The organism is Nisaea nitritireducens, from assembly GCF_014904795.1.
Lineage (GTDB): Bacteria > Pseudomonadota > Alphaproteobacteria > Thalassobaculales > Thalassobaculaceae > Nisaea > Nisaea nitritireducens.
In genome coordinates this window covers 53,924-70,552 of sequence record NZ_JACZFS010000007.1, presented here as the reverse complement: position 1 = coordinate 70,552, position 16,629 = coordinate 53,924, and the positions used below count along the sequence as shown (strand labels likewise).

18 protein-coding genes are annotated in these 16,629 nt (G+C 59.9%); 4 read left to right on the top strand and 14 right to left on the bottom strand.

Annotated features, from left to right (window positions below):
- Positions 1–48: 48 nt before the first annotated feature.
- Entirely contained in the window at positions 49–384 is a 336-nt protein-coding gene (locus IG629_RS01195; protein WP_193170166.1) for an HU family DNA-binding protein, read from the bottom strand.
- A gap of 406 nt (positions 385–790) precedes the next feature.
- On the opposite strand from IG629_RS01195, the gene IG629_RS01190 reads away from it, so the two are divergent.
- The gene (locus IG629_RS01190; protein ID WP_193170165.1) at positions 791–1,219 is read left to right on the top strand and encodes a PaaI family thioesterase; all 429 of its coding nucleotides are present in this window, start codon (positions 791–793) and stop codon (positions 1,217–1,219) included.
- Positions 1,220–1,228: 9 nt separating this feature from the next.
- Here the strand turns inward: IG629_RS01190 and IG629_RS01185 are convergent, their stop codons facing one another.
- The 4 genes from IG629_RS01185 to IG629_RS01170 form a co-directional block, all read right to left on the bottom strand.
- A complete protein-coding gene (locus tag IG629_RS01185) occupies positions 1,229–1,783 on the bottom strand; it encodes a PAS domain-containing protein (RefSeq protein ID WP_193170164.1) in 555 nt (184 codons plus the stop codon).
- Between the two features lie 129 nt (positions 1,784–1,912).
- Positions 1,913–2,455 carry a PAS domain-containing protein gene (locus IG629_RS01180; RefSeq protein ID WP_193170163.1) on the bottom strand — a complete coding sequence of 181 codons (543 nt, stop codon included), beginning with the start codon at positions 2,453–2,455 and terminating at the stop codon, positions 1,913–1,915.
- A gap of 100 nt (positions 2,456–2,555) precedes the next feature.
- Positions 2,556–3,452: an alpha/beta fold hydrolase gene (locus IG629_RS01175; RefSeq protein ID WP_193170162.1), complete on the bottom strand. Its 897-nt coding sequence runs from the start codon at positions 3,450–3,452 to the stop codon at positions 2,556–2,558.
- Complete coding sequence (locus IG629_RS01170) at positions 3,445–4,290, bottom strand: alpha/beta fold hydrolase (RefSeq protein ID WP_226886362.1); 846 nt, start codon at positions 4,288–4,290, stop codon at positions 3,445–3,447. The genes IG629_RS01175 and IG629_RS01170 overlap by 8 nt, the downstream gene beginning before the upstream one ends.
- Positions 4,291–4,512: 222 nt before the next feature.
- Between IG629_RS01170 and IG629_RS01165 the strand changes: the two genes are divergently transcribed.
- Positions 4,513–5,607: an isocitrate/isopropylmalate dehydrogenase family protein gene (locus tag IG629_RS01165; protein ID WP_193170161.1), complete on the top strand. Its 1,095-nt coding sequence runs from the start codon at positions 4,513–4,515 to the stop codon at positions 5,605–5,607.
- Positions 5,604–6,290 (top strand): GntR family transcriptional regulator, encoded by a 687-nt coding sequence (locus tag IG629_RS01160; protein ID WP_193170160.1) that lies wholly within the window; start codon positions 5,604–5,606, stop codon positions 6,288–6,290. Before IG629_RS01165 ends, IG629_RS01160 begins: the two co-directional genes overlap by 4 nt.
- Before the next feature lie 26 nt (positions 6,291–6,316).
- Here IG629_RS01160 and IG629_RS01155 read toward each other — a convergent pair whose 3' ends face one another.
- Positions 6,317–8,245, bottom strand: a complete 1,929-nt coding sequence (locus IG629_RS01155) for a PAS domain-containing sensor histidine kinase (RefSeq protein ID WP_193170159.1) — start codon at positions 8,243–8,245, stop codon at positions 6,317–6,319.
- Positions 8,246–8,509: 264 nt separating this feature from the next.
- The gene (locus tag IG629_RS01150; RefSeq protein ID WP_193170158.1) at positions 8,510–9,493 is read right to left on the bottom strand and encodes a glucosaminidase domain-containing protein; all 984 of its coding nucleotides are present in this window, start codon (positions 9,491–9,493) and stop codon (positions 8,510–8,512) included.
- A 206-nt stretch (positions 9,494–9,699) separates the two neighbouring features.
- On the opposite strand from IG629_RS01150, the gene IG629_RS01145 reads away from it, so the two are divergent.
- Positions 9,700–11,220: a BCCT family transporter gene (locus IG629_RS01145; RefSeq protein ID WP_193170157.1), complete on the top strand. Its 1,521-nt coding sequence runs from the start codon at positions 9,700–9,702 to the stop codon at positions 11,218–11,220.
- Between the two features lie 109 nt (positions 11,221–11,329).
- Here IG629_RS01145 and ureG read toward each other — a convergent pair whose 3' ends face one another.
- From ureG to IG629_RS01110, 7 genes are read right to left on the bottom strand one after another with little or no spacing between them, the layout of a single operon-like run.
- On the bottom strand, positions 11,330–11,956 hold the full coding sequence (ureG, locus tag IG629_RS01140) for an urease accessory protein UreG (protein ID WP_036553049.1): 627 nt from the start codon (positions 11,954–11,956) through the stop codon (positions 11,330–11,332).
- Between the two features lie 11 nt (positions 11,957–11,967).
- Positions 11,968–12,693, bottom strand: a complete 726-nt coding sequence (locus tag IG629_RS01135) for an urease accessory protein UreF (protein WP_193170156.1) — start codon at positions 12,691–12,693, stop codon at positions 11,968–11,970.
- A complete protein-coding gene (gene ureE / locus IG629_RS01130) occupies positions 12,641–13,180 on the bottom strand; it encodes an urease accessory protein UreE (RefSeq protein WP_193170155.1) in 540 nt (179 codons plus the stop codon). Before ureE ends, IG629_RS01135 begins: the two co-directional genes overlap by 53 nt.
- Positions 13,181–13,187: 7 nt before the next feature.
- Positions 13,188–14,900, bottom strand: a complete 1,713-nt coding sequence (gene ureC, locus IG629_RS01125; RefSeq protein ID WP_193170154.1) for an urease subunit alpha — start codon at positions 14,898–14,900, stop codon at positions 13,188–13,190.
- Position 14,901: 1 nt separating this feature from the next.
- A complete protein-coding gene (locus tag IG629_RS01120) occupies positions 14,902–15,222 on the bottom strand; it encodes an urease subunit beta (RefSeq protein WP_193170153.1) in 321 nt (106 codons plus the stop codon).
- A 9-nt stretch (positions 15,223–15,231) separates the two neighbouring features.
- Positions 15,232–15,534 carry an urease subunit gamma gene (locus IG629_RS01115; protein ID WP_028464482.1) on the bottom strand — a complete coding sequence of 101 codons (303 nt, stop codon included), beginning with the start codon at positions 15,532–15,534 and terminating at the stop codon, positions 15,232–15,234.
- Positions 15,535–15,573: 39 nt separating this feature from the next.
- Entirely contained in the window at positions 15,574–16,437 is an 864-nt protein-coding gene (locus IG629_RS01110; RefSeq protein WP_051284302.1) for an urease accessory protein UreD, read from the bottom strand.
- Between the last annotated feature and the right edge of the window lie 192 nt (positions 16,438–16,629).

Below are 16,629 nucleotides of genomic sequence, written 5' to 3'. Positions count from 1 at the left end.
CGAAACGATCCGGGCGCGGCTAACGCCACGCCCGGATCGAAGGAAGAATCAGCCGCCGTTAACGGCAGACTTCAGGGCCTGACCGGCCTTGAACTTCGCCTGCTTGGACGCGGCAATATTGATGGTTTCGCCGGTCCGCGGGTTACGGCCTGTGGTCGCGGCCCGCTCGGAAACGGAGAAGGTGCCGAAGCCGACAAGACGGACATCGCCACCGCTCTTCAGCGTATCGGTCACCGCATCGATCACACCATTGACCGCTGCTTCGGCCTGAGACTGGGTGAGGCCGGTTTTGGTAGCAACCGCTGCGCTGAGTTCGGATTTATTCATGAACTGATCTCCCGTTGATGATGGCCGAAGTCTCTGGGATTCTTGTTCCCGCTGCAAGCCCCGGAATTGCTCAAAAATATGAGTTTTCTCACGAGATTCGCCGCTAATTTTCGACACTTGGCCGACCCGAATTAAATATCCCCTGAAATCAAAGCCTTACAGAAACCCGCGTTAAATTTGATATCATAAACACATCCAATAAGAGTGACTGAAAAGTGGTAAAAAACGGCACAAGAGCGGCGCTTAGCGCCTCGTGAAGCGGTCGGAATGCTGCGACTCAGGCAGAATCAATCGCAAAGCCGATCGGCGTTAACCCTATTCAAGTTGAAAGTCATCGCTTTAGGACCGGAGGCGACGCGGGATCGGGACTATATCGAGGCCCCCATCGCTGGTATGGATCTGCCCAAGCTGAACGTCACCGATACCTGCCTCAAGATCGTCACTCAAAGGGATACAGTTGAAAATGAACGAAGAGCGCGCACGTGCGCGGTTCGAGACCGCGCTTGCAACCTACCGCCAGGAATTCGAGACCTTCTTTCTGGCGCGGTTGCTCGATCTCGGATTCGAATACGAAGAAGAGCTCTGCCGGGTTCGCTTTCCCGTCGAGGAATTCCTGTTCAATCCCCAGGGCAGCCTGCATGGCGGAGCCATCGCGACGGTCATGGATATCTCCATGGGCCACCTGCTGAAACATCTGACAGGCACCGGCGGCGCCACGCTCGAAATGAAAGTGCAGTATATGCGTCCGCTGACAGGCGGCACGGCTACCTGCGAAGGCCGGGTTTTGCGTCGCGGACGTTCGCTCTGCTTTCTTGAATCCCGGCTGTTCGATGAAGACAGCAAGCTCGCGGCCATGGCGACCTCGACCTGGAAACTCCCATCCCCGCGATAATCGAACTCACTAAACTTCCGAGGCCGGATAAATCTCGATGTCCGACATTTTGTGCTCTCCGGTCATCGGCCCGTTGACCCACTCACATTCGGTCATGCCCAACAATCCAGTAACCGGCCCGTCCGGCTCTTCGGCCAACGGCAGCAAAAGGCGCTCGCCCATCGGGATTCTGTCCGCCGGGAGATAAACAAGCCCTTTCATCGCGATGATTGACTTGGTCTCGACCAGATTCATCCAGCGCTCAGTCACACGCACATGGGCATCAGGTGAAAGGATATCTTCCAGCGTGCATCCCTTCAGATTCCGCCCGAACACGTCACTCACCTCCTGACCGGCCAGGCGATAACGAAAAACATCGGGTGGTTCGAAGTCGATGAGAAAAATTTTCGACAAGGCCCAAGGAATCTCAAGCGGATCGACGTCGCGACGTCCGGGCATCAAACGACCGTTTCGCTTGGAGCACCAGTACTCAAAGAGCCGGAGGAGCTGCCCTGACTCCAGGAAGTCGGACAACTCCCGCGATGGCGTAAACGAATTCGGATCGGGGTTACGCGTGTCTATCATCGGAACTTTTTGAAATCATCAAACTGACGCACACTCTCGTAAATTAGACGGCCCGATTAAACACCTTTATGCATCGGGCTCTTCTGACACCTGAAGAGGCAAGGACCGGCGAACAGGACGATACTAGTATCAGGGCAGTTTCGCCGCCTTGATCAGGATCATATCGGAGTTGCGGCGCCCCTCTGGGCCAGGGGTGTCCATCCATCTCGACACCGTCACCCCAAGCAGCCCGGTAAGCGGACCGTCAGGATCGTCGGCAAGCGGCAGCAACAGGCGCTCTCCGAACGCATATCGGTTCACCGTGTTGTAGACTTGGCCCTTCATGCAGACGACCGCACCATCCCGGATCACCGGCATCCAGCGGTTCGTCACGAAGTCCTTTCCGTCCGGGCTCAGGATATCGCCCAGGGTCTTCCCCTTGAGGTTGCCGTGCCCGAAATTCTCTGCGATCTCGGTCCCGGCCAAGCGGTAACGGAACACATCCGGCTCTTCAAAATCGACGAGATAAATGCAGGACAGCAGGGCCCCGATTTCACTGGGGTCGATGTCCTGGCGGGAGGGCGCAAGCCGACCGGCGCGTTTTCCGCTCCAGTAATTCAGCAATTCAAGAAGACGCGGATCCTCAATATACCCCGTCACGTCCTCCAGAGAAGACACCCACTTGTTCGTCACTCCGGCTTCCATACAGTCCATACCCTATAGCAGGCGTCTTCCCCGTCAGGGTCAGCCGCCTCGCCACCGTCCGATCAGAGCAAGCGGCGTGTATGCATTATCAGTCCGCCTTCAGCAAGAACGGAAGCAGTTGCTCGAGGACAGTCTCCGGCGCTTCTTCCGGCAGAAAGTGCCCGCAAGGGGCAGGGCCGCCCTCTACCGTACTACTGCTCCATTCCCGCCAGGTATCGAGCGGATCGGTCGGACCGCCAGGCCCGCCAAAGCCCCTGACGGCTCCAAACAGAAACAACAACGGACAGGAAAGCTTCCGCCCTACTTCCCGATCGGCCCTGTCATGTGACACATCAATGGTCGCACCGGCACGGTAATCCTCGCAGGTGCCTTCGATGACGGACGGGTCCCGCATTGCTTTCAGATAAGCCGCCATTGCTGCTGGCTCGAACGTAAAATCCGGAGCCGCCCATTTGCGCATCAGGTAGCCGTAGAAGAAGTAGGGGTCTGCGCCGATCATGGTCTCCGGTATCGGCGCAGGTTGCGCCAGATAGGACCAGTGAAAGCCGCCGACCGCGCCAGCGAGATCCATTTTCTCCCACATATCGAGGGTCGGAATAACATCGAGCGAGCAGAACCGCGTAACCCTCTCCGGGTGATCCATGCAGAGCCGGAAACCGACACGCGCCCCGCGGTCATGGCCGACGACGGCGAACCGCTCGTGCCCGAGCGCTCCCATCACCTCGACAAGGTCCCGCGCCATTTCCCGCTTGCTGTGCGCTGCATGTTCCGGCGACGGCGCGGGCTTGCCGCTCGCGCCATACCCGCGCAGATCCGGGACGATCACAGTGAACTGTTCCGCCAGCGCCGGAGCCATCCTGTGCCAGCAATCACCGGTCTGCGGAAACCCGTGGATCAACAGCACCGGATCGCCGGCACCAGCTGAACGCACGAAAATCTCAGTCCCGCCAGTCGCAACCGTCTCCGTCCTGAACCCGTCAAGCATCGCTCACTCCCGTTTCCAATTGCCCCGTTTTTGCAGGAAGACCTTCGAGGAACACGGCAATTTCCGTTTGGACTATTTCAGGAGCTTCCAGATGCGGTGAATGACGACATTCCGGAATCATCCGAATTGTAACCGGGCCCGGCGCGCGCTGCGCGACCACATCGACTTGCGCCCTGGTGCCGTATTGATCGCCCTCCCCCTGGAGGCAGAGTACCGGGACCGTCACCTGATCGAGGTAGTCCCGGATATTCCATTCCTTGAAGCCCGGATCGAGCCAGGCACCGTTCCAGCCCCGAAAGGCGGCATCCACATGCATATGATATTTGCCGAGGCGGGCGCGCAGGTCCCCATCCGCATAGGCTGTCCGCGCTTCCGCGATGGCGGCGAGGCCCATTGCTTCGGTGAAGAAATGCGGGGCCATGAGAACCACAGCGCGGACCCTCGGATCGCGCTGCGCGCCGGCATGAATGGCCGCAATCGACGCGCCGTCGCTATGACCGATCAGCATGCCGTCCTCGAAACCGATGGTATCCAGAACCTCCGGCAGCACCGACACCGCCTCGCGGGTCATGTAATCAAGCGGACGCGGCAAGGGACAGGCATCGGAACGCCCGTACCCAGCACGGGAATAGGCAAACACACCGCATCCCGTTTCTGCAAAGAGCCGCCGGGGAAAATCGCGCCAGAGATCGACACAGCCAAGGCCTTCATGAAGCAGCACCATTGTTGGCGCCTCTCCCGGCGGAGGGCCGACCGAATAGGCCTCCAGCATTGCGCCGCCGATCCGCATGCTGCCAGTAGCGCCTGCTTCGTCCCAGCAATATCCCTGGCCTGCCATTACATCCTCATCTGGATCTGCATCGCTTCCCCCGGGCAATCCCGCACCCGGGCAAGGGGAGCACGCGACGAAATCTCGTTCAACCGCCTGGGAGGCATCATTGATTAAGTCCAAATGCACGAACGCAGTACTGCGCTTTTGGACATTGCCTTGAAGCCGCGGATCACGGACAACGTACACATCAATGCATACGTTATTTTTCATTTGTGAGATCTTTACGAGATGAGCAGCAACCGCGTCTATCGCATCGCCTTGTTCGACGGAGACGGTATCGGGCCTGAGATCATGGCCCCGACGCGGACCATGCTGGATATGGTCTCAAAACGGATTGGCCGCAAGCTGGAATTCGAATCCCTTCCGGCCGGCGCACAGCATTACGCGAAAACAGGCGAGTCCCTGCCCGCCTCTTCGATCGACGCCGCTCGGAATGCGGATGCCATTTTGCTTTCTGCCATGGGCCTGCCGAACATCCGCAAAAAGGACGGAACCGAGATCACTCCGCAAATCGATCTCCGTTTTGCTCTCGGTCTCTATGCCGGCGTTCGCCCGGTGAAGCTCTATAAAGGCCAGCCGACACCGCTCGCCGATCCGCGCGCCTTCGAGACTGATTTCGTGCTGATCCGGGAATCGACCGAAGGACTGTTCGCCCATATGCATGAGGGCAAGGTTGTCGATAACAGCTACGCGACCGAAACCCTGAAAATCACCCGTGCGACCAGCGAGAAGTTGTTCGACTTCGCCTTTCGGCTTGCGGGGCAGCGCGCAGCAAAGCGCGGTACTCCGGGACGCGTGACGTGTGTCGATAAAGCGAACGTCTTCCGGTCCTTCTGGTTCTTCCGCTCGATCTTCGAGGAGCGGGCGAAAGCCTTCCCGGACATTGCCGCCGACAGCGCTTATGTCGATGCCTTTGCCATGTGGATGGTACAGAAGCCCTGGGAATTCGATGTGGTCGTCACCGAGAACATGTTCGGCGACATCCTGTCCGATCTCGGCGCCGGCATTATGGGCTCGCTCGGACTCGCCCCCTCCGCCGATATTGGGGACGAGCACGCGGTGTTCCAGCCTTGCCACGGAAGCGCTCCGGACATCGCCGGCAAAGGCCTGGCGAACCCGCTCGCCATGTTCCTCTCCGCCGCCATGATGCTGGAATGGCTCTCCGGGGAGCATGAGGACAGCGCGCTCGCGGAGGGTGCACAGATGATCGAGGCAGCGGTCTCCGACATACTCAACGGCGGCTCACCCCTGACCCGCGACCTCGGCGGCATGGCGGGCACCGAGCAAATGTCAGACGCAGTAATGAGCCGGGTGACAGCATGAGCCTCAAGGTCGCGACCGATGACAAACATCCCAGCGCCGGGGCGAAGGCATATGACGCGATCAAGGCGATGATCCTTGACGGTCGGCTGAAGCCTTCTGCGTCGTATCTCGAAGCGGAACTCGCCGAATGGATTGGCGTGAGCCGAACACCGGTGCGCGAGGCAGGTCTCCGCCTGGAGCGGGAAGGCCTTGTGAAGGTTCGCCCCCGGCGCGGGGTCCTCATTTTACCGGTCTCCGCAGAGGACATGACCGAAATCTACCAGTTGCTGACCGCACTCGAACCGCTGGCCGCGGAACTCGCGGCCGAACGTGGCCTCAGTGCGGAACAGGCAACGGCCATGGATAATGCAACGACCCGCATGGAACGGGCTCTGGCCGAAGACAATCTTGTCGCCTGGGCGGAGGGTGACGATGATTTCCATGCACTTCTCGTCGAAGCGTCCGGAAACAAACGTCTGATCGAAGCGACCGCGCGGTACAGGACCCAGGTCCACCGGGCCCGCATGGCGACCCTCAGCCTGCGTCCCCGGCCAGAGCAATCGACGGTCGATCACCGGGTGCTGCTCGACTGCCTGCTAAAGGGAGATGCGAAGGGCGCGAGAGATGTTCACGTTGCCCATCGGCAGGCCGCCGGACAGATGCTCACAGAACTGCTTGCGCAGCACCGTCTCAACAATCTTTAGACCACCCCGAACAGCCAGCGTCCGGGTCAGATGGCAACCTTGGGGAATCTGAGTTCGATGGTGGTGCCTTCGCCGGGCTTTGACCGGCACACGACACGGCCTCCGAGCCGTTGCGTGACCAGGTTATAGAGAATGTGCATTCCCAGACCGGTTCCCCCTCGGCCCTGCCGCGTGGTGAAGAACGGCTCAAAGATCCTGCGGGCCGTCTCTTCCTCCATTCCCTTTCCGAAATCCCTGAACGTCATCAGAATTTCGCCGGAACTTTCCTGATTGCAGAAGATTTCGGTTTTGCCGCCGACGCCGTCTTCATATGCATGTATTGCAGCATTCATCGCTAGGTTGGTCACAATCTGACCGACCGCACCGGGATACCCACTCAGGACGAGCTCGCGGTCTCCCTTGAGTTCATTTTCAATATGCCTCCGGTCAAGTTCCGGCCCCAGACTGACGAGCACTTCTTCGATGTAGTCGACAAGAGCGAAGTCGCGCCGTTCACCACTGGTCTGGTCGACGGCAACCTTTTTGAAGCTTGAAATCAATTCTCCCGCCCGCTTGGCGTTCCGCACCACCAGATCCGCCGCACTGTCGATCGTTTCAAGCCTCGAGATGAATTTCCCGCGTGTAAGCTGCCCACTTTCGACCGCCGCTTTAAGCTCGTCGATCTTTCCTGTCATTGCCGAGGCCGAGGTCAGGCAAATTCCAATCGGGGTATTGATCTCGTGCGCGACACCGGCAACGAGGCCTCCGAGCGACGCCATCTTCTCCGCTTCTACAAGTTCCTCCTGCGTTTGCCGCAAGACATCGACGGTTTCCCGAAGCTCATTCTCGATCTGCTTCTGCTCGCTGATGTCATAATGCCACGTAATGACAGCAGGCTCGCCGTCGAACTCGATCCGCTTGGCGTCGATCACAGCCCACCATTTCGAACCATCGATCCGGCGACGCATCTCCGAGCGGCGTCCCATCAAATCACCGTCCCGAAGCTGCACTGCGACCGTTTCCGCAACAGCGTGACTTTCGAATGTGTCCCGGAAATCCACCGCATTGATCTGTTCGATCGTCTCCGCACCGAACATCCTGAGGAAGACGCTGTTCACATAGCGGCGCTCGAAGGTATCCACGTCGAAGATCGATATTCCGGCCTCGCTACTGTCAAGAATTTCCCGGAAGCGCCGCGCTCCGGCCTCGAGTTCCTCTTGGGCCCGCTTTTGCTCCGTAATGTCGTAGTGCCAGACGATCGTCGCCATCTCACCGTCGAATTCGATCGGCTTGGTCTCGATCTGGGCCCACCATTTCGAGCCGTCGACCCGCCGCCTTTCCATTGCAAATCGCTGCTGGCCTGCACCAGACTGAAGATGCTCGACGACCCAGTCCGCATCCGCCGAATTCGCAAAGGTTGCCCGAAGATTCATCCCGTTGAGTTCTTCATGAGAGGCAAGTCCAAAACGGCGCAAAAATCCCTGGTTCGCATAAACCCGCTCAAGGGTGCCGCGACGAAACACGGAGACCCCGGCCTCGCTTGTCTCGAGCATATCGCGGAGCTGGTTTGCGTGCTGCGCCGTCCTGTTTTCGGCGTCAATACGGTCTGAAATGTCAGTGATCCAGGCGATGGTGGCAGGCTGACCTTCGAACTCAATCTCCGACGCCGTACCCATGCCCCAGAAGTGGCCGCCGTCAAGGCGGACACGCTCATAGACCGCGTCCCTTTTGTATTGGCCCTGATTGTGACGGTCGCGCATTTCGGTGGCTTCATTCGGGTCGGCAAACGTGTTGATAAACCCGAAAGCGTTTAGTTCCCCGACATCCTTTGCCCCGAACATCTCCAGCATGCGATTGCTCGCATAAAGATATTCGCGTTCTTCCGATCCGCGGAGAAACACGCAAACCGCCGTGGTGCAGGTTTCAAGAATGGCCCGAAGCTGGAGCGCGCTATGAGCAAGTTGTTCTTCCCGCATTTTCACGCCCGCACACCGCGAACAAACGTCAGCATCGCGACTCCCATCGCGAAAAACGCAAGTCCATAAAACAAATACTGGTAAACCTGACCCAAGCGCGCTGCTCCCGCAGTTCATTTGGACGCTATTTCGCGAAGCTTAAAATTGAATGAATCAATCGATGTCCTGGCTCGGTGGACTCTATAATTTCGGCTAATTCTCCGCGCGATTTTTCTGGTTCGACCTGAAACACGCGGTGACCCAAAGCAGGACTAAAGAAAAGGCTCAGCTATCCGACCGCCAGACCGGCAGCAGCTCGTAGACTGTACCTTCAACCAGTTTGCTCCGGTCCAGGGCCGAGAGACGGTTCACGCCGATGATCTGCCGGATCTCCTTGATGTAGTGCGCGCCACGCTCGGAATAGCGCGACAGGGCCGAGACGAGCGATTTTCCGGAGATCGGTTTGCCAGCCGCGCGCGCAGCAGCACGGTGTTTGCGGAATTCCCGATACGCCCGGTTCGTGTTCAGGTTTCGCAGATAACTGCGGACGGAATGGAGTGGCGTGCGAAACGCAGCGACCTTGTAGTCGCCTTTCTCCGCCCTTTGTTCTTCGGGCACCATACCCTTGCGGCCAAAGGTCCATTGCCCGAACAGGGCATTGCCCTCAACCGCAAAGCGCGACGTGCCCCAGGCGCTCTCCGTCGCCGCCTGGGCGAGCGCCAGCGACGGCGGCACGATATCGATGCGGCGCTCGAGCGTTGCCAGGAGTTTGGTTACCGAAATCACGTCACCGTCTACTGACATCCGATACTTCTTGGCCAAAGAGCGCAACTCATCCAGATCATCCGCGTGCGGGACACGCGACTCCGCAAGCCTGAGCTTCAATCGCATCAATGCTTCGCGGTCGGATACAACCTCCTCGTTCGCGATCAGGACCAACGGCAGGACCATGCGGAAAAATATCCGCTTTTTCTCGGCAACGGTCACCTCGTTGACAGTCACCTCGCCAAACCGCTCCGGAACCTGCAGCAGAACCAGACGGGGGACGCTCGTCTGCCCCGCTTTCCAGGTTTCCGCAGTGTAATTGAGCTCCTCGGTCAGCGGCGCCAGATCTTCAAAGGCAACAAACTCAACCCGCTCAACCGGGCGGCCGTCATAAGTGACACCCCAATCATCGATCGGTTCGATCATTGGTGCGGTTTGATTGAATGCAGCGCAGGCCACCAACACCAGAAACGCGGCGAACAGCGCCAACCCGAAACGCCCCATTACCTTACCCTCATCGGATATGCATCCATCCCAATACACAGCAAACCGGCGTTCTCTATCGATGACGCGGTACCATGGCAATGAATTACACAAAAATAGTACAGGCCGCGCCAAAACTAAGGCCCGGCCGGTATTACCGACTTCATGGCAACTCCGCCAGAGAACCGATAGCATAGCGCCGTTACAGAACCCGGGCGAGGACGGACATGAGCAACGAGCTGAGCCGGAACGGGGTGGCGGCGAAATCCAGCGCTAAACTCATATTCGCGCTGTTCATCACCGGCGGGATCGCGGTCTGGGGCATCGCCGATACAAAAGGCCTCGCTGATCTGGCCCAGAGTGTGGTCGGGTTCTATTTCACCAGCCGCGGCTGGTTCGTCATGCTTACGGTCAGTGTACTGCTGATAACGGCAATCGGCCTCGCCCTCTCGCCATATGGCCGGATCGTTCTCGGCAAGGACGGCGACAAACCCGAATTTTCCACCCCCGAATGGCTCTCCATGCTTTTTGCCGCCGGTATGGGAGTCGGATTGCTCTACTGGGGCTCGGCAGAGCCAATCACGCATTATTTGATCGCGCGCGATTACATGGGCGAAGGAGACGCGGCGACAGCGGCGCTGTTCGCGACCAACTTTCACTGGGGTCTCCATGCGTGGGCGATCTACGCGATCATGGGAATGATCATCGCCTATTTCAGCTTCCGACGTGACTGTCCAACCCTGCTCAGCACACCGATCGAATTGGTCTTTGGCAAGCGTCTCTGGACACGAAGCATTGGCTGGCTCAGCGACGTGATGGCCATCATTGCCATAGCCATCGGGCTGGGCGGCTCGATGGCTATGGGTGTCTTCCAGGTCCAGGGCGGCATCGAAAGCATCCTTGGAATCGCGCCGGCAGGACTGAGTCTCACGCTCACCGTTTTTGCTGTCCTCTGCGCTGCCTATGTTCTGCCACTGCTACTGCCTCTCGATCGGGGCATGTCCCTGATGTCTGAGGCCGCGATGGTCATCGCCGGTGCGCTGATGATCTTCGTTCTCCTCGCCGGTCCCACCCATTACATCATGAGTGCTATCGTCGAGCAGATCGGGACCTATATCAGCGATGTCCTCGCGCGAGGCTTCGTCACCTATACATTCTTCGACAAGAGAGTCGGCCATTGGTTCCAGGACTGGACCCTGACCTACATGGTCTGGTGGCTCGCCTGGGCGCCGTTCGTCGGCGTCTTCATCGCGCGCATCTCACGCGGCCGGACGATCCGGGAATTCGTGGTCGGCGTGATACTGGTCCCGACAGTCTTTTCGATGGCGTGGTTCGGAACTTTCGGTGCCGCCGGCTTCTACGATATTCTGCGCCGCCCCACCGGTATCCTCGCCGTGACCGAGAAAGACCCGGCCTACACAAGCTTTTTCCTTCTGCAAAGCCTTCCGCTCACGACCGTTACAAGCATCGCCACCATCGTTGCCGCTTTTCTCTTTATCGTGACCAGCGTGGTTAGCGCCGCCTTCGTCCTGGGCATGTTCTCGACCGGCGGAAACCTGAATCCTGATCGCAAGGTGAAGCTGGCCTGGGGTATCGTGCTCGGCGCGCTTGGATTGGTGATGATCCTTTCCGGCAGCATCGACGCCGTGAAATCGATCATCGCGCTCGGCGCCTTGCCTTTCGTCTTTATCGTCCTGCTCTTGTTGGTCTGCTTCCTGAAGGCGTTGAAAACGGAGCACCCGAAATGAACGAATTCCATATCCCCGACATGCTCGGCAACGTGGCGACATTCGTTTTCATCGGGGCCCTCTTCTACCTCTATTTCCGGAAAGAGAAGGACTGATCCGGCTCACCGGCTCAGGCCGCGCTCGATTTCCTGGCCAGACCGCCTTTTTCCCGGATGAAAGCCGCGATCTCGGCAATGCCCTCGCCGTTCTTCAGCTGGGTGAAGACGAACGGCCTGTCTCCGCGCTGGCGCTTGGTGTCCTCCGCCATCACACCGAGATCGGCGCCGACCAGTGGCGCGAGGTCGGTCTTGTTGATGACCAGCATGTCCGAGCGGGTAATGCCCGGACCGCCCTTGCGCGGGATCTTCTCACCGGCGGCAACGTCGATCACATAGATCGTCAGGTCCGCCAGTTCCGGGCTGAAGGTCGCCGCCAAGTTGTCCCCGCCGGACTCGATCAACGCCAGCTCCGCATCGGGATAGGATGCGACCATCGTATCGATGGCGGCAAGATTGATAGATGCGTCCTCGCGGATGGCCGTATGCGGGCAGCCGCCGGTCTCCACCCCCATGATCCGTTCCGCTGCAATCGCGCCGGTGCGGGTCAGGATCTTCTGGTCTTCCTTGGTGTAGATATCGTTGGTGATCACGAACATGTCCGTGTCCGCGCTCATCTCCCGGCACAGCATCTCGCAGAGTGCCGTTTTACCTGAGCCGACCGGCCCGCCGATGCCGACCCGAAGAGGTCCCGTTGCCATGTCTTTCTCCCTCACGATCTGAACAGCCGGCCATCCATGGCCTCATGCTGCATCGAACTCCATTCCGCCATCAGCGCCGCCGTGCCGATTTCGTCGGTGCCGCATCCTTCGGAAGCGCTCCAGACTTCATCGACACAGACTTCCAGTGCCGCGATCACCCGCTGACCGTCGGTCTGACCGAGTGGCACGGCCCTGACAGCAGCTGAAACAATATTATGAACGAAGGCCTGCAAATAAAGTGGTCCGGCGAGCTCCAGCGCAATACCTGCAGAAGCGGTGATGGCACCATAGACCACCGGCAGCGGCGGTGCGGGCGGCAGGGCAACCTGCTCGATCTCGCCCCAGGCAGCCGAGACTGTCTTCACGAAGGCAGTGCCCTGAGACGTCGCCTCCAGCCGCAATTCGGCAGTCGGGATCAAGGCTGTCGCGAATTCCGTAAGCGTGCCAAGAGCTTCCCTGTCGCCAGCCGAGGCATGCCGCCATGCCTCGGACAGCAAGATCGCATCGCTGCTCCCGGAGCCGAACCTCAACAGACCTTCGATCCAGTCACGCAGCGTTTCCGCATCCGTGACAAGCCCAGCCTCTATCGCCGCCTCGACCCCGTGACTATAGCTGTAGGCCCCGACAGGAAAGGCCGGGGAAAGCCAGGATTGCAGACGCAGCGCCGCCCGGGTTGCCGAAACGTCAGTCATGGTGGTGGTGATGGTGAGAATGCCCCGCATCGTGACTATGTTCATCGTGACTGTGCTCATGGCCGTGACCATGATCGTAGGCCCCGCCTTCCGGCTGGAATGGCCGCTCCGCCTCCGTCACCGTGGCGCCGAGGCCGCGCAACATGTCCGCGATCACATGGTCCGGCCGCAGCAGGATCGCATCTTCCAGAATCTGGGCAGGCAGGTGCCGGTTACCGATATGCCAGGCAAGCCGCAGCAAATGATGCCGGTCGGTCGCCCGCACTTCCATCACCGCCTCCGGCGCCGCCACGACACGTATCCAGCCGCCTCCTTCCAGCGACAGACCGTCACCGTCGGAGAGTGCAACAGCCCGGGGCAGGTCGAGCAACAGTGTCGCCCCGCCATCCGTGTCCAGTCGGATACGCCTCCGGTGACGGTCGTCAAAGGCGAGTGTCACCCGGTCGATTTCGCCGCCTACGTCCCAGTGTCCGGACGATGCATGCGCAACCGCCCGGCCGAGATCTTTCTCCACAGAAGCCGCGTTTGCCATCAGGACCTCAATACATGAAGTAGCGTTGAGCCATTGGCAGCTCCGTCGCCGGCTCACAGGTCAGCAGCTCGCCATCGGCCCGGACTTCGTAGGTTTCCGGATCGACCGAAATATCCGGCAGCACATCGTTCAGGATCATCGACTTTTTCGAGATCCCCGACCGGGTATTGCGCACCGGCAGGGTCTCTTTCTGCAGTCCGAAATGGCTTCCGATGTTAGCTTCGAAGGCGGCTTCGCTGACGAACGTGACCGCACTCTTCGTCAGGGAGCGTCCGAAGCTGCCGAACATCGGCCGGTAATGCTGCGGCTGCGGCGTCGGAATAGAAGCATTCGGATCGCCCATGATCGCGGTAGCGATGGTGCCGCATTTCAGCACCATGTCCGGTTTCACACCGAAAAAGGCGGGAGACCAGATCACCAGATCGGCCAGCTTGCCGACTTCGATGGAGCCGACATGGGTATCGATACCCTGCGCGATGGCCGGATTAATGGTGTATTTCGCGATATAGCGCCGGGCTCGGAAATTGTCGTTGTTGCCCTTCTCTTCCGGCAGCGCGCCGAATTGCTTCTTCATCTTGTCGGCGGTCTGCCAGGTCCGGATCAGCACCTCACCGACCCGGCCCATGGCCTGACTGTCGGAAGAGATGATCGAGAAAGCGCCCCGGTCATGCAAAATATCCTCGGCGGCGATGGTTTCCCGCCGGATCCGGCTTTCCGCGAAGGCGACGTCTTCCGGAATGCTTTTCGACAGGTGATGGCAGACCATAAGCATGTCGAGATGCTCGTCGATGGTGTTCACCGTGAAAGGCCGGGTCGGGTTGGTCGAGGACGGGATCACGTTGGAGAGACCGCAGACCTTGATGATGTCCGGCGCATGGCCGCCGCCCGCACCCTCTGTGTGGAAAGCGTGGATGGTGCGGCCCTTGAAGGCGTCCACCGTGTTCTCGACAAAGCCTGACTCGTTCAGCGTGTCCGTGTGGATCAGCACCTGGACATCCATCTCGTCCGCGACCGAAAGGCAATTGTCGATGGCCGCCGGTGTGGTGCCCCAGTCTTCATGCAGTTTCAAACCGCAGACCCCGGCAAGCACCTGCTCGCGCAGGCCTTCCGGCTGGCTGGAATTGCCCTTGCCAAAGAAACCAAGATTCATCGGGAAGGATTCAGCGGCCTGCAGCATGCGTTCGATGTGCCACGGGCCCGGTGTGCAGGTGGTGGCGTTCGTGCCCGTTGCCGGGCCCGTCCCGCCGCCCATCATGGTGGTGACGCCGGAATTCAGCGCTTCGTCGATCTGCTGCGGGCAAATGAAATGGATGTGTGGGTCGATCCCGCCGGCGGTGATGATCTTGCCCTCGCCCGCGATAGCTTCTGTGCCCGGGCCGACGATGATGTTCACGCCGCTCTGCACATCCGGGTTGCCGGCCTTGCCGATGGCGAAGATACGGCCATCCTTGATGCCGATATCGGCTTTCACCACGCCCCAGTGATCAAGGATCAATGCGTTGGTGATCACCGTGTCGACGGCACCGTCGGCGCGCGTGGTCTGGGACTGCCCCATGCCGTCGCGGATGACCTTGCCGCCGCCGAATTTCACTTCCTCGCCGTAGAAGGTCCGATCCTCCTCGACTTCGATGAAGAGGTCGGTATCGGCGAGCCGGACCTTGTCGCCGACGGTCGGCCCGAACATGCCCGCATAGTCCTGTCTTGAGATTCTGTAAGGCATGTCAGGCTCCTCCCCCACCGAGCGGCCCCATCACCGCCTGATTGAAACCGTAGACTTTCCGGTCCCCCTTGAAGGGCACGAGATCGACCGTCCTCGTCTGGCCCGGCTCGAACCGGACCGCAGTGCCGGACGGGATATCCAGCCGCATGCCGCGCGCCGCTTCCCGGTCGAAGGAAAGGCCCGGATTGGTTTCCGCGAAATGATAGTGCGAGCCGACCTGCACCGGCCTATCGCCCGTGTTCGCAACCTCGATGGTGATGGCCTCGGCGCCCTCGTTCAGAACGATCTCCCCGTCGGCCGCAATGATTTCTCCCGGGATCATGGCGCCCTCCTAGCGGATCGGATCGTGGACGGTGACCAGCTTGGTCCCGTCCGGAAAGGTGGCTTCTACCTGGACTTCGTGGATCATCTCGGCAATCCCCTCCATCACGTCGGAGCGTTTGACGACACTGGCACCCGCCGCCATCAGGTCAGCAACGGAACGGCCATCGCGCGCACCCTCGACCACATAGTCGGTGATCAACGCGATCGATTCCGGGTAGTTCAGCTTCACGCCCCGCTCCAGCCGGCCGCGCGCGACCATGGCCGCGACCGAAACCATCAGCTTGTCTTTTTCCCTCGGTGTCAGATTCACCCCGGCCTCCCCTCAGACATCCACATCAAATTTGCCACATCAAATTCGCCAGATCACCGGCATCCGGGCCGGCAGTCCGAGCCAGCGCACCCGCGCCGCGCTCCAGAAAGCGCCGACCGCGTTGCGCAGCCGCATGGCATCCGGCCCAAGCCAGCGCATCACCAGAAGATTGTTATCGATCGCGGTCACCCCGCAACGGATATCTCCCGCCGCACCGGTCTGAACTTCACGGGCCCAGTCGAGATCGTCGGCCGCATCCGGCCGGGCAAACAGCGCCGTGGCGAAACTGCTCACATCACGAAGGCCGGACGCAACGGCGGCGGCACCGGCCGGGTCCGCCAGCTCGAACCGGTCGGCCCAGACCAGCCGCCCGTCCCGTTTCAGATCCCAATGCTCACGGTAGCGCCCGGAGGAAAAGGTCTCCCCCATGGCGCTCCGGCCAAGAACCGAAATGGCACCGGCGAAGAGTGTGCTGTCAGCGGCAAGGTCGAACCGGACGCGCTGACGGAACAGCGCGCGGTCAAACAGGATGGTGCCCTGCGGCAGCCACTCGAGCACGCCCCCTTCGGCAACCCGCATGGTCAGATGGTTTCCCGCCTCGGCGCCGGAAGACTTGTAGATCTTCTCAGCCGCCTGTGCGGTCAGGGTCAGGCTGGCGCCTGAGCCAACGCTGATATCCGTCTCGTAAAGGTCACCGCTGACGATCCCACCGGAGAGGTTCGCCAGAACGGCGGTCAACAGCTCGCCGACACCCGGTCGCGGCATCAATATGCGCAAGGGCTGGGCGAAATAGAGGTCCGACATGACGGAGCGCCCGTCCCGGCTTTCAACGGAAAGGCGTGCCGCTCCGGTCGCACGGTTCAGCTGCACGGTTTCATCGGTATGAGCGAGCGCTAAACTCAATACAGCTCCCCTTTTTTGCGAGAACAATCGCAATCGCCGTGCCAAAGGCTACTCTGTTCTCTCGGAGAATTTTAGATGTTTGTTTTCAAATAGTTAGAAAACCCAATCGCACGGGTCTCGTTAGCAGGTTACAGATAACCGCTCACACCACGGGCAACACGCTCAATCCTGCTCAATTGTTGGGCAAAGAGC